The following is a 12,445-nucleotide window of genomic DNA, read 5'->3' as shown; positions in this document are numbered from 1 at the left end:
CTGAACCCGAACGGATTAGCGGGCTGCGCCGGGCAGGCCCGGCAGCGGCATTCCCTTCGCAGCCATGGTGACGGCGAGGCCCGCGATCACCTCTTCCTTGCCGGCGAAGGCGGCCCGCTCAAGCACCTTGGAGATGGTGGGCGAGGCGATCTTGCCGGTCACGCGCTGGATCGGCTGGTCCAGCCAGTCGAGATAGCGGCGCTGGATCTCGTCGGCGAGGAAGCCGCCATAGGAGGTGGAGAGGGAGCCCTGCTCCACGATGAGCACGTTGTTGGTCTTCATGATGCTCTCGCCGATGGTGTCCCAGTCGAGCCCGGCGCGGTCGAGGGAGCGCAGGTCGATGATCTCGGCGTCGAGCCCCAGTTCCTCCACCGCCTCGCGGCTGCGATGGACCATGGCGGAATAGGTGAGGATGGTGAGTTCCCCGCCCGGCCGCACCACCTTCGCCTTGCCGAAGGGGATGATGTAGTCGAGGTCGCCGTCCGGAATGGCGCCGGAGGTCTGGTAGAGGTCCACATGCTCGATCACGAGCACGGGGTCCTCGCAGGCGAGCGCGGCATTCATCAGGCCGATGTAATCGAACGGGGTGGAGGGCGCGACGATCCGCCAGCCGGGGGAGGTGGCGAACACGCCCGCCGGGTCCAGCGAGTGCTGCGAGCCGTAGCCCGTGCCCATGGCGATCTTGGTGCGCAGCACCAGCGGCACCGGCACGTCCGCGCCGAACATGTGCCGCGCCTTGCCGATCTGGTTGAACACCGGGTCGGCGGCGACCCACATGAAGTCGGGATACATGAACTCGATGATGGGCCGGTAGCGGCGGTCCATGGCGATGCCGCCAGCGAGCCCCGCGAAGGCGCCTTCGGAGATGGGCGTACCGAGGCAGCGGTCGGGGAAGGCGGCAGCGAGGCCGCGCGTGGCGCCGTTGGTGCCGCCCTTCAGCTTGTGGATGTCCTCGCCCATGATGACGAAGCGCTCGTCCGTCTCGAAGCGGCGGTGGAGCACGTCGGCGATGGCGTCCACGAACTTGCGCTCGGAAAGGCCGCCGCGATAGGTCGCCTCCTCCTCGGCGCGCTTGCCTGAAAGTTCGGATAGATCGCCGCGGATGCCTTCGTCCACGAAGGACACGTCCGGCCACATGTCCGGCTTCACCCGGCGCTTGTTGCCCACCGGCTCCACAAGCCGCGCGGCGGCATCCGCCATGGCGGCCTGGGCGCGCTCGGTGAGAGCGTCGAGATCATCCTGTGTGAGCACGCCGCGCGCGACCAGCACCGCGCCCGTGCGCTTGATGGGATCGCGGGCGCGCCATTGGGCCTCCTCCTCCTTGGTGCGATAGCCGAAGGCGGAGCCGGGCAGCGGGCCGTTCTGGTGGAAATAGCGGTAGACGTCCGCCTCGATCACCGCCGGGCCCTTGCCCGCGCGCATGATCTTCAGCGCTTCCTGGGTGGCGAGATGGACCGCCAGCGGGTCCATGCCGTCCACCTTGAAGGAGGGGATGCCGAAGCCGGTGCCGCGGCCGGAGAGGCGCGTCTCGCGGGTCGCCTCCTCCACGGTGGTGGCCACCGCATAGCCGTTGTTCTCGATGAAGAAGAGCAGCGGCAGGTCCCACGCGGCGGCGAGGTTCATGGTCTCCAGCACCGCGCCGATATTCACCGCGCCGTCGCCGAAATAGGAGATGGCCACGTCCCCCGTGCCGGCGCGCTTGTGGGCGAAGGCGGCGCCCGCCGCCAGCGGCACGCCGCCGCCGACGATGGCATTGGTGCCGATGGCGCCCGCCTCACCCCAGCGCAGATGCATCGAGCCGCCGCGCCCGTGGCCGAAGCCGGGCTCGAGGCCGAGGATTTCGGCGAGCGAGCGGTGGAGCAGCGCGTGGGTGTCGTCGCTGAGCGGCGCGGTGGGGTCGAGGCCGGGGGCGACGTAGGCCAGCGCCTTGGCGAGGAACTGGTGATGGCCGCGATGGGAGCCGTTGACCTGATCGGTGGGGCGCAGGCCGACGATGGAGCCGGCCGCGCCGCCCTCCTGGCCGATGGAGGAATGGGCGGGACCATGCACGAGGCCTTCGCCGGCCAGCTCCAGCACCTTCTCCTCGAAGGCGCGGATGAGCGCCATCTGCGCCAGAAGCTCCTTGAGCAAAGCCGGGTCGGCGGCGGCCCAGTCGGCCTCCGTGGACTTCAGTTCGACCCAGGGCGCGGCGGGATGAAGGGCAATGGTCTCGGGCATCTCTTGGATCTCCGTGCCGCGGCGTCCTCCTGCGCTCGGAGTGGCGTCGGGACCGTCAACTAAAACGTTTCGTTCCAGCGCTTCCGGCACCTGCCGGAAGCCGTGTTCAGAGGTAGCCGTAGGCGGTCCAGCCGCCATCGACGGCCATGACCTGTCCGGTCACGGCGCTCGCCTGGTCGGAGGCGAGGAACACCGCCATGCGCGCCACCTCCTCGGTCTCGATCAGCCGGCCCATGGGGGTGCGGGCGCGGAGCCTGTCGAGGTCGAGGCGGCCGCGCTGGGCGAGGTCGTCGAGGAAGGGGGTGCGCACATAGCCGGGGGCGAGGGCATTCACCCGCACGCCCTCGCGCGCCCATTCGCAGGAGAGCGCCTTGGCCATCATGGCGACGCCGGCCTTGGAGGCGCAGTAGCCGATGCGCTCGGGCGCGGCGACGATGCCGTACATGGAGGCCATGAGCAGCAGCGAGCCGCCGCCCTGGGCGATCATCCGCCGGCCGGCCTCCTGCGCGGTGAGGAACACGCCGGTGAGGTTGATGGAGATGACGCGCTCCCACTCCTCCTCGCTCACCTCGAGGGTGGGGGCGTTCTGCGAGACGCCGGCATTGGCGAGGCAGATGTCCACCGGCCCGAACCGCGCCTCGGCGGCATCGAAGGCGGCCACGATGTCCGCCTTGCGCGTCACCGAGCCCTTGATGGCGAGGGTCTCGCCCAGCTCCTCCGCGATGGACGCTGCGGCGGGATCGAGGTCCAGCAGCACGAGGGAGGCGCCCTCCGCCCGGAAGGCCCGCGCCACGGCAAGGCCGATGCCCGAGGCGCCGCCCGTGATGAGGGCGCAGCGGCCCGCCAGCGCGCCGATCACGAGGCGGCTCCGAGGGAGCGCATGCCGAGGAAGTCGGCCATCAGGTCGAGCTGGCACACCAGCATGGGCTTGCCGGGATGGGAGCGGCAGCCCTTCGCCTTGGCGGCGGCGAGGATGGCGGTTTCCTCCGGCTGCATGATGACCTCGGCGACGATCTGGTCTGCCGTCAGCCGGGAGGCATCGAGGGGCAGGGCATCGCCCGCCTTCAGCCCCAGCGAGGTGGCGTTGGCGACGATGTCGTGGCCGGCGGGATCGCTCGTGCCGATCTCCACCGGTGCGCCGGGGAAGGCGTCGGCAAGGCGGGCGGCGAGGTCTTCCGCCTTGGCCCGCGTGCGGTTGGCGATGGTGAGGCGCGAGACGCCGGCCTCCACGAAGGCGAAGGCGATGGCATTGGCCGCGCCGCCGGCTCCCGCGAGATAGACGCTCTTGCCCTTCGGATCGATGCCGGCCGCCTGGAGCCCGCCAACGAAGCCCTTGCCGTCCAGCATGTCGCCGATGAGCCGCCCGTCCTCCTCCCGGCGCACCACGTTGCAGGCGCCGATGCGACGGGCGCTGTCGGAGACCTCGTCCAGAAGGTCCACGATGGCGGTCTTGTGCGGCACCGTCACCACGAAGCCGCCGAGGCTCTTCATGGCCTTCAGGCCGTCGACGAGGCGCGGTAGCTCTTGCGACGAAACGTGGAAGGGCACCATCACCCCGTCGCGGCCCTCGCGCGCCATGAGCGCGTTGAGCATCTGCGGCGTCTTCACGTGATGGATGGGGTCCGCGAGGATGCCATAGACCTTCGTGAGGCCGGAAATCTCGCGGGAGGCAGGGGCCGTGGTCGGGGCGGTCATGGGCTTTGGTCCGGTCTCAGATGCCGAGATAGGCGGTCTTGATGTGCGGGTCGGCGAGCAGGCCCGCGCCGGTGTTCTCGATGGCGATGGTGCCGTTCTCGATCACATAGGCGCGGTCGGCGATCTTCAGCGCGTGGAACGCCTTCTGCTCCACGAGAAGAACCGTGGTGCCGCTCTTGCAGATGCGGTCGATGACATCGAACATCTGCCCGACGATGATGGGCGCGAGGCCGAGCGACGGCTCGTCCAGCATCAAGAGCTTCGGCTTCGCCATCAGCCCGCGGGCGATGGCCACCATCTGCTGCTCGCCGCCGGAGAGGGAGCCGGCGAGCTGGGAGAGGCGCTCGCGGACGCGGGGGAAGATGTCCAGCACTTCCTCGAAGCGCTCCATCATCCCGGCGCGGACGCTCGGGTGGTAGCCGCCCATCAGCACGTTGTCGCGCACGGTCATCACCGGGAAGAGCTGGCGCGCCTCCGGCACCATGATGAGGCCGGAGCCGACGATCTCGTCCGGGCTCATGCGGTCAATGCGCTTGCCGTCGAACTCGATGGAGCCGGAAGTGGGCTTCACCAGGCCGGAGATGGCGCGCAGGAGCGTCGTCTTGCCGGCACCGTTGGAACCGATGATGGTGACGACCTCGCCCCGCCCCACATTCAGCGAGAGGCCCTGGAGGATGACGGTCCGGCCGTAGCCGGCGGTCACGTCAGAGACCTTGAGCATGGACGAAATCCTCCCCGAGATAGGCCTCGATCACCCGGCGCTCGCGCACGACGGTCTCCGGCGCGCCCTCGGCGATCACCTTGCCGCTGTCGATGACGACGATGCGGTCCGACAGGCTCATGATGGCCTGCATGTTGTGCTCGATGGCGATGACGGTGACGCCGCTGTCGCGGATGGCGCGGACCAGTTCCACCATCTTCAGCGTGTCGGACTGGCTCTGGCCCGCCATCACCTCGTCGAGCAGCAGGATGGTCGGCTCGGTGGCGAGCGTGCGCGCCACTTCCAGCCGCTTCAGGCCGCCGATGGGCAGGGTGCCCGCCTCCACATCCTTCACGTCATAGAGGCCCACGGTGCGGGCGACGCGCAGCGCCACGGCGCGGGCGTCGTCCACCGAGCGGTGGCGCAGGAAGGCGCCGATCATGATGTTTTCCAGCACGGAGAGCTTGCCGAACGGCTGGACGATCTGGAAGGTGCGGCCGATGCCGAGGCGGGCGAAGGCATCCGGCGTCTTCGGCTGGTGCCATTTGCCGTCCTGCCCCAGCAGTTCCACGGTGCCGGCATTGGGCGCGAGGAAGCCGGAGAGCTGGGCGAAGACGGTGGTCTTGCCGGCGCCGTTGGGGCCGATGACGCCGAGGATCTCGCCGCGCTTCAGGGTGAGGGACACGTTGTCGGTGGCCACCAGACCGCCGAAGCGCTTCACGAGGTTGGTCGCCTTCAGCACCGGCTCGCCGAGCGTCCCGCCGACCAGCTTGGCCGCGGGCGCAACCGTCTCCGGCCGGGTCCGTCCGCCGCCGGGCAGCTTGTCGATGAGGCGGGTGACGAAGGGGCCGAAGGTGCCGACGAGGCCGCCGGGCAGGGTCAGGGTAATGATGACCAGCACGGTGCCGTAGACAAAGCCGTGCAGGCCGTTGGCCGAGGCCCCAAGCCAGCCGCGGGCGAGTTCTGCCAGCGGCACCACGAGCACCGTACCCAGGAGCGGCCCCGCCACCGTCCCGAGGCCGCCGATCAGGGCGAACATGGCGATTTCAATGGCGGTGGCGAGAGAGAACAGCGTCGCCGGCTCCAGGAACGTCATGTACATGGCGTGGAAGGTGCCGACCGTTGCCGTGAGTGCCGCCGATGCGGCGATGGCCCACAGCTTGACGCCGTCGATGTTGATGCCCGCCGCCTGGGCCGCGCTGTCGCGCTCGCGCACGGCGGTGAGCGCATAGCCGAGCCGCGAGTTGCGGATGGCGTAGCTCACGGCGAGCGACAGCATCAGCAGGCCGAAGGCGATGTAGAGATAGTTGATCTTCTCGCGGAAGATCATCCACGGCCAGCCGAGCTGCAGCGGCACCACGAGGCCGGCCGAGCCGCCGGTGAGGCCGTTGAAGTGGATGGCGAGCAGCCGTACCACTTCGAGGAAGGCGATGGTGGCCAGCGAGAAGAACGGCCCGCGCAGCCGGAAGCAGGGATAGCCGATGCCGATCGACACCAAAGCCGCCAGCGCAGCGCCACCGATCATGCCGATCCAGGGCGATAGGCCGAAATGCTGCAGCAGCAGCGCCGCCGTATAGCCGCCGATGCCGTAGAACACGGTGTGGCCCAGCGAGAGCTGGCCGGCATAGCCGCCGAGGATGTTCCACGCGGTGGAGAGCGCGCCGAACACGCAGATGGTGACGAAGACGTGGATCACGAAGGTCGAGCCCGACCAGGCCGGGATGATGACCAGCAGCGAGAGCGCGAGGAGCGCGCAATAGACCCGCGGATTGGCAAGCCGAGCGAGGAAAGAGGGGCCGCCGGAGGACACCGGGGCGGTGGAGGCGGGCGAGGAGTCTTGAAGGCTCATCGGATCACTCCGTGCCGCGGCCGAGGCCGAACAGGCCGGTGGGCTTGAAGATGAGAATGGCGAGGAAGATCGCGAAGTAGACGACTTCCTTCAGGTCGGGGGCGATGTAGTAGCCGGAGAGGCTGTCCACGAGGCCGATGATCATGGCGCCGAAGAAGGCGCCGTACATGGACCGCATGCCGCCCAGCACCACCACCACGAAGGCGGTGAGGACGAAGTAGGTGCCAATGGTGGGCGTCACCGGATAGAGCGGCATCACCAGCGCCGAGGCGAGACCAACGCAGGCCGCGCCGATGCCGAAGGCGATGACATAGATCTGGTCCACCTTCACGCCCATGAGCAGCGCCGCGGTGCGGTTCTGCGCGGTGGCGCGGATGGCGCGGCCGAGCGCGGTGGACTGCATGAAGAGGTGCAGCCCGGCGACCAGCGCCAGGGCGCAGACGAACATCACCAGCTGCCCCTTCACCAGGGAGAAGCCGCCCACCATCACCGTGCCCTGCGCGGCGGAGGGGGGGATGGAATAGAGGTCGGCGCCGAACACCAGCAGCGCGAGGTTCACGAGCGCGGTGGAGAGGCCGACGGTGGCGAAGATCTGGATGTGCTCCTCGGCGCCCAGCAGCGGCTGGATGAGGAAGCGCTGCACCGCCGCGCCGATGGCGAACAGCAGGATCACGATGGGCACGGCGGCGGCGTAGGGATGCAGGCCGAACTTCGCGGCCAGCAGATAGGCCGCATACATACCCACCATGAGGAACTCGCCGTGGGCGAAGTTCACCACCCGCACGATGCCGAAGATGAGGGTGAGGCCGACGCTGATGATGGCATACATGCTGCCGAGCAATATGCCGTTGAGCACCAGCTGGATAAGAACGTCCATCGCGCTTGGCTCCAGTGCGCAGGTGGGTGAGGCGTGCTGTCGGGCGCATCGGTCCGGCGCCGCGCCAGGGCAGGGGCGCGACTTCGGCCGAGGACGCGGCGGGCTGCGCCGGTCCGGTATCGAGAGGTCCCCGCCCGGAGCCAGACCCGGGCGGGGCGCGGCGGCGCGGGAGGTGCGCCGCCTCAGTCGGAAGCTCAGTTGGCGCCGATGCCGGTCTTCATCTTGGCGACCGCGGCGTCCACCGGGAACACGGTGACGAGGTTGCCGCCCTGCCACTGCATCAGGAAGGGCACGGCGCGGGTGTTCTGCCCCTGCTCGGAGAACTTGGCGCCCCAGCCGGTCGCGGTCTGGCCGACGGGGATGTCCACCGCGAGGACGGCGGCGCGCACCTTGTCGGCGTCCGTGCTCTTGGCGCTGGCGATGGCGTCGAAGAACACCTTGGCGCCCATGTAGTTGGCGAGCGAGTGGCCGGAGCGCGGCTCGATGCCGTACTTGGCCTTGTACTTCGCCGCGAACTCGGTGATGCCCGGGGCCGCCTTGGGGTTGGTGTTGTACTGGGTGAAGTCGACGTCGAGGGCGCCTTCCATGTTTTCCGCGCCCACGGCCTGCATGGTGTCGCGGGTGGAATAGCCGCCGCCGGCGCCCATCACCGCCTTGGGCTTGTAGCCCTGGTCCTTCATCTGGCGGAAGAACAGCACGGTGTCGTTCTGGTAGGAGGTCTGGAGCACCACGTCGGCGCCCGCGGACTTCAGGCGCAGGATGACCGGGGTGAGGTCAACCGACTTCGCCGAATAGGGCAGCACCTCGACCACGTTGAGGCCCTTCTCCTTGGCGCGGCTCTTCTGATAGCCGGAGACGGTCTGCCCGTAGAGGCTGTCCTCGTGGATGATGCCGATCTTGAGATCGCCGGGCTTGGCGTTCAGCGCCGGGGCGATGGCCTCGATGATCGAATCGACCATGCGGTTGGCGAAGTCGCGCGCCGTGGCGTTGGTGCGGAACACATACTTGAAGCCGCGCTCGGTGATCGGATCGGAGATCGCGCCAAGCTCGAAATAGGGGACGTTGGCCAGCTCCGTCACCTGCGTCGCGGCCAGCGACAAAGACGAGGAATAGGTGCCGAAAATCGCCGAGACCTTGTCCACCGAGGTGAGGCGCCGGGCCTCGCCGACCGCCTGGTTGGGATCGACCGCATCGCCCTTGATGAATTCGATCTTCTGGCCGTTGAGGCCGCCGGCCGCATTGCGCTCTTCCACCGCCAGCTCGAAGCCGCGGAAGCTCTCGTCGCCGAGCAGCGCGAGGGTGCCGGAGAAGGGATAGAGGGCACCGAACTTCACGGTGCCCTGCGCCGCTGCGGGCTGGGCTACGGCCAGCGGAACGGCAGCAAGCATAGCGGCGGCGAGCGCCGCACGCGCAAACATCTTCATGGTTTCCTCCCTCCGCCGACCCCGGTTCGGGCCGGGCGATTCAAACCGTTGCTCGGGCACGGTTTTCGTGCCCTTCGGCTGCGGTCCGGCATGGCGGCCGGCCCGTCTGGCGAGGCGGATAATGCAGATAACCAAGTTGCCTGACAAGTACGACCTATGTATTTTCCTCGCCGACCAGAACGCGCCGTGATGAGGGCGCCGCCGGTGCCGGGCGCGCCCTCAAGGGACGCCGCCTAAAGGTGCCGGAAAGCCTCGCAGAAGGCGCAAGGGAGGAAGCCGGTGGCAGAGATTTCCAAGACGATGCGCCAGGTCCGCTTTGCGGGCGCGGGCGGTCCCGAGGTGGTTACGGTCGAGACGGCGGATGTCCCGCGTCCCGGCCCCGGTCAGGTGCTGGTGGAAGTGGTGGCGGCGGGCGTGAACCGGCCGGACTGCCTCCAGCGCGCCGGCAACTATCCCCCGCCTCCCGGCGCCACGGATGTGCCAGGCCTCGAAATTGCCGGCCGCGTGGTCGCGCTGGGCGAGGGCGTCACCTCCCCGAAGATCGGCGACGAGATCTGCGCGCTGGTGATCTCCGGCGGCTATGCGGAATACTGCATCGCCGAGGCGCCGCTCTGCCTGCCCATCCCGAAGCCGCTGTCGCTTCTGGAAGCCGCCGGATTGCCGGAGAACTACTACACCGTCTACGACAACGTCTTCACCCGCGGCGGGCTGAAGGCGGGCGAGACCATCCTCATCCATGGCGGGTCGAGCGGCATCGGCTCCACCGCCATCCAGCTCGCCCACCATGCCGGCGTGCGCGTCATCGCCACGGCGGGCTCGAAGGAGAAGTGCGACTTCTGCCTTTCGCTGGGGGCGGACGCGGCCATCAATTATCGTGACACGGATTTCGTCGCCGAGGTTAAGGCGCTGACCGACGGCAAGGGCGTCGAGGAAATCCTCGACATGGTGGGCGGCCCCTATGTGGCCCGCAACCTCCAGGCCCTCGCGGTGGAGGGGCGCCTGGTGCAGATCGCTTTCCTCCAGCCGAGCGAGGTCACCATCGATCTCATGCCGGTGATGCTGAAGCGCCTGACCTTCACCGGCTCGACCCTGCGCGCCCGTCCGGTGCCGCTGAAGAAGGCCATCGCCGATGCCCTCATGCGGGACGTGTGGCCGCTGCTCGACGCGGGCAAGGTGAAGCCCTTCATCCACGCCACCTTCCCGCTGGAACAGGCGCGGGAAGCGCATGCGCTGATGGAATCGAGCGCCCATCTCGGCAAGATCATGCTGGAGACCGGCCGGTGAGCGCGCGCGTTGCCTTTGTCACGGGCGCCGGTCGCGGCATCGGCCGCGCCCAGGCGGACGCCCTCGCCGATGCGGGCCTCGCCGTCGCCTATGTGGACCACGATGCGGCCCTCGCCAACGAGGCCGCGGAAGCCGCCATCGCCCGCGGCGTCGCCGCCATCGGCCTCGCCGCCGACGTCTCCGACTATGCCGCCGTGGCGGCCGCCGCGCAGGCTGCGGCCGCGGCCCTGGGGCCGGTGGAGGTGCTGGTGAACAATGCCGGCATCTCGCCCAAGAGCGGGGCGGATGGCCGCCGCGCGGAAGCCTGGGAGATGCCGCCGGAGGAATGGCGCCGCGTCATCGACGTGAATCTCACCGGCGCCTTCAACTGCGTGCGGGCGCTCTCGCCCGGCATGAAGGCGCAGGGGAAGGGCCGCATCGTCAACATTGCCTCGGTGGCGGGGCGCACCTATTGCGACATCGTGGGCGTCCACTATGCCGCCTCCAAGGCCGCGCTCATCGGCTTCACCAAGCATCTGGCGGGCGAACTCGGCCCCTACGGCATCACGGTGAACGCCATCGCCCCCGGCCGCATCGACACGCCCATGATGCGTGGCACCGCCTCCACCGCCAACGAGGCGGTGCGGCTCTCCACTCCGCTGCGCCGCCTCGGCCAGCCGGAGGAGGTGGCGGCCACCTGCGTGTTCCTCACCTCCGACGCCTCGGCCTTCGTCACCGGACAGGTGGTGGACGTGGCCGGCGGCTGGCTGATGACCTGAGGCGCGCCATGTCCGTTTCCACGTGTTTCGATTTCACCGGCAAGACCCTGCTGATGACCGGCGCGAACGGCGGCATCTCCCGCGCCATCGCGCGGGTGTTCTTCGACCTCGGCGCCAATTGCGTGCTCACCGATCTCGACCTCGAGGGCGTCTCCGCCTTCGCGGCGGAGCTGGACCCCACCGGCGCCCGCGCGCTCCCGCTGCGCCAGGATGCGGCGAAGCCGGAGGAGGCCGAAGCCGCGCTCACGGCGCTGGCCGAGCGGTTCGGCGCGCTGGACGTGCTCGTCACCTCCGCCGGCCTCTATCGCGAGCGGCGCGTGGCGGAGATGAGCGACGACTATTGGCGCACCGGCATCGCGGTGAATCTCGACGGGGTATTCTACACCTGCCGCGCCGCCATCCCGCATTTCGCGGAGGGGGCGTCCATCGTGAACGTCGCCTCCATGGCCGGGCATCGCGGCAGTGTCACCCATGCGGATTATGCGGCGGCCAAGGGGGCGGTGCTCACCTTCTCGCGCACGCTGGCCCAGGAGCTGGCGCCGAAGGTGCGGGTGAATGCCGTGTCTCCCGGCCTCATCGACACGCCCATGGTGCGCCCACTGATGGCGGCCAATGGCGGGGCGCTTCTCGCCAATACGCCGCTGAAGCGGCTCGGCACGGCGGAGGAGGTGGCGCGGGTCGTCGCCTTCCTCGCCTCCGACTGGGCGAGCTTCGTCACCGGCGAGACAGTGCACGTGAATGGTGGTCTCTATATTGCGAGCTGAGCCGAAGGGTGCCGTACCAGCACGGCGCCCTTCGCAAACGGCCGGCGGAGGTGAGGAAACAAGGATGGCGGAACCCCGCGAAACGCCCCGCGCGATGCCCCGCGATATTCTCGGCCGCGCGCCCTCGCTCGCCGACACGCTGGCCCAGCGCCTGCGCGAGGAAATCGCCTCCGGTCGCCTCCAGCCCGGCGAGAAGCTGCCCACCGAGCACCAGATGTCGGAGACCTACGGCGTCAGCCGCCCCATCGTCCGCGAGGCGGTGGGCCGGCTGAAGCATGATGGCCTCGTGACCAGCCGGCAGGGTGCGGGTGCCTTCGTCGCCGATCCCGGCGCCGCCTCCTCCTTCCGGCTGGAAATCGCCGATCTCAGCGACCGTGCGGAGATGAGCGCCATCGTGGAGCTGCTGATGGCGGTGGAGGCCAATGCCACCGCCCATGCCGCCGTGCGACGCTCCACGGACGATCTCGGCCGCATCCATGACCAGCTCGAGGCCATGCAGGCAGCGGTGTTTCGCGGCGAGCCGGGGGTGGACGAGGACATGGCCTTCCACCGCGCCATCGTCGAGGCCACGGGCAATCCCTATTTCCGCGACCTCTCCCAGTTTCTCGACCACCGGGTGCGCCATTTCATCCGCACCGCCCGCGCCAACACCGCCCGCCTCGGCGGCCTCGCCCAGGCGGTGCAGGACGAACACGTGGCCATCTTCTCCGCCATCGAGCGGCAGGACGCCACCGCCGCCCGCGCCGCCGCCGAGGAGCACCTGCGCAACGCCGCCACGCGGCTCGCGCTCTATCTGAAGCCGTGAGCCTGTCCCGGAACGGGACAGTGGTTTGGGCCGGGCGGGGACGCAGCGGGAACGGGCCGTGACCGAATCAGG

At 69.2% G+C, this 12,445-nt stretch carries 11 protein-coding genes; 4 read left to right on the top strand and 7 right to left on the bottom strand.

What is annotated here, in order from left to right; genetic code table 11:
* Positions 1-15: 15 nt before the first annotated feature.
* The 7 genes from FHT36_RS11105 to FHT36_RS11075 form a co-directional block, all read right to left on the bottom strand.
* Positions 16-2,217 carry a thiamine pyrophosphate-dependent enzyme gene (locus FHT36_RS11105; RefSeq protein ID WP_169122560.1) on the bottom strand — a complete coding sequence of 734 codons (2,202 nt, stop codon included), beginning with the start codon at positions 2,215-2,217 and terminating at the stop codon, positions 16-18.
* A gap of 106 nt (positions 2,218-2,323) precedes the next feature.
* Positions 2,324-3,076, bottom strand: coding sequence for an SDR family oxidoreductase (locus FHT36_RS11100; protein ID WP_169122559.1), 753 nt, complete (start codon positions 3,074-3,076; stop codon positions 2,324-2,326).
* Entirely contained in the window at positions 3,073-3,912 is an 840-nt protein-coding gene (locus FHT36_RS11095) for a shikimate dehydrogenase (RefSeq protein ID WP_169122558.1), read from the bottom strand. The genes FHT36_RS11100 and FHT36_RS11095 overlap by 4 nt, the downstream gene beginning before the upstream one ends.
* Positions 3,913-3,928: 16 nt before the next feature.
* Complete coding sequence (locus FHT36_RS11090) at positions 3,929-4,633, bottom strand: ABC transporter ATP-binding protein (RefSeq protein ID WP_169122557.1); 705 nt, start codon at positions 4,631-4,633, stop codon at positions 3,929-3,931.
* On the bottom strand, positions 4,617-6,461 hold the full coding sequence (locus FHT36_RS11085) for an ABC transporter permease subunit (protein WP_169122556.1): 1,845 nt from the start codon (positions 6,459-6,461) through the stop codon (positions 4,617-4,619). The genes FHT36_RS11090 and FHT36_RS11085 overlap by 17 nt, the downstream gene beginning before the upstream one ends.
* 4 nt (positions 6,462-6,465) lie before the next feature.
* Positions 6,466-7,338, bottom strand: coding sequence for a branched-chain amino acid ABC transporter permease (locus FHT36_RS11080; protein ID WP_169122555.1), 873 nt, complete (start codon positions 7,336-7,338; stop codon positions 6,466-6,468).
* Positions 7,339-7,532: 194 nt separating this feature from the next.
* Positions 7,533-8,762 (bottom strand): ABC transporter substrate-binding protein, encoded by a 1,230-nt coding sequence (locus FHT36_RS11075; protein WP_169122554.1) that lies wholly within the window; start codon positions 8,760-8,762, stop codon positions 7,533-7,535.
* Positions 8,763-9,062: 300 nt separating this feature from the next.
* Between FHT36_RS11075 and FHT36_RS11070 the strand changes: the two genes are divergently transcribed.
* From FHT36_RS11070 to FHT36_RS11055, 4 genes are all read left to right on the top strand, one after another.
* The gene (locus tag FHT36_RS11070) at positions 9,063-10,046 is read left to right on the top strand and encodes an NAD(P)H-quinone oxidoreductase (RefSeq protein ID WP_210257720.1); all 984 of its coding nucleotides are present in this window, start codon (positions 9,063-9,065) and stop codon (positions 10,044-10,046) included.
* The gene (locus tag FHT36_RS11065; protein WP_169122552.1) at positions 10,043-10,804 is read left to right on the top strand and encodes an SDR family NAD(P)-dependent oxidoreductase; all 762 of its coding nucleotides are present in this window, start codon (positions 10,043-10,045) and stop codon (positions 10,802-10,804) included. The genes FHT36_RS11070 and FHT36_RS11065 overlap by 4 nt, the downstream gene beginning before the upstream one ends.
* Positions 10,805-10,812: 8 nt before the next feature.
* On the top strand, positions 10,813-11,568 hold the full coding sequence (locus FHT36_RS11060; RefSeq protein WP_169122551.1) for an SDR family NAD(P)-dependent oxidoreductase: 756 nt from the start codon (positions 10,813-10,815) through the stop codon (positions 11,566-11,568).
* Positions 11,569-11,632: 64 nt separating this feature from the next.
* Positions 11,633-12,373, top strand: coding sequence for a FadR/GntR family transcriptional regulator (locus FHT36_RS11055; protein ID WP_246702159.1), 741 nt, complete (start codon positions 11,633-11,635; stop codon positions 12,371-12,373).
* The last annotated feature ends 72 nt before the right edge of the window (positions 12,374-12,445 follow it).

The organism is Xanthobacter sp. SG618 (assembly GCF_012932745.1).
Taxonomy (GTDB): Bacteria; Pseudomonadota; Alphaproteobacteria; order Rhizobiales; family Xanthobacteraceae; genus Xanthobacter; species Xanthobacter flavus.
The sequence above is the reverse complement of the archived record's forward strand: the minus strand, read 5'-3'. Positions and strand labels throughout refer to the sequence as shown.

Bases quoted from the DNA above. Each gene is read 5' to 3' on its own strand.
- FHT36_RS11085 (WP_169122556.1), bottom strand. From the start codon at position 6,461: ATGAGCCTTCAAGACTCCTCGCCCGCCTCCACCGCCCCGGTGTCCTCC.
- FHT36_RS11055 (WP_246702159.1), top strand. From the start codon at position 11,633: ATGGCGGAACCCCGCGAAACGCCCCGCGCGATGCCCCGCGATATTCTC.
- FHT36_RS11080 (WP_169122555.1), bottom strand. From the start codon at position 7,338: ATGGACGTTCTTATCCAGCTGGTGCTCAACGGCATATTGCTCGGCAGC.
- FHT36_RS11105 (WP_169122560.1), bottom strand. From the start codon at position 2,217: ATGCCCGAGACCATTGCCCTTCATCCCGCCGCGCCCTGGGTCGAACTG.
- FHT36_RS11075 (WP_169122554.1), bottom strand. From the start codon at position 8,762: ATGAAGATGTTTGCGCGTGCGGCGCTCGCCGCCGCTATGCTTGCTGCC.
- FHT36_RS11090 (WP_169122557.1), bottom strand. From the start codon at position 4,633: ATGCTCAAGGTCTCTGACGTGACCGCCGGCTACGGCCGGACCGTCATC.
- FHT36_RS11095 (WP_169122558.1), bottom strand. From the start codon at position 3,912: ATGACCGCCCCGACCACGGCCCCTGCCTCCCGCGAGATTTCCGGCCTC.
- FHT36_RS11060 (WP_169122551.1), top strand. From the start codon at position 10,813: ATGTCCGTTTCCACGTGTTTCGATTTCACCGGCAAGACCCTGCTGATG.
- FHT36_RS11070 (WP_210257720.1), top strand. From the start codon at position 9,063: ATGCGCCAGGTCCGCTTTGCGGGCGCGGGCGGTCCCGAGGTGGTTACG.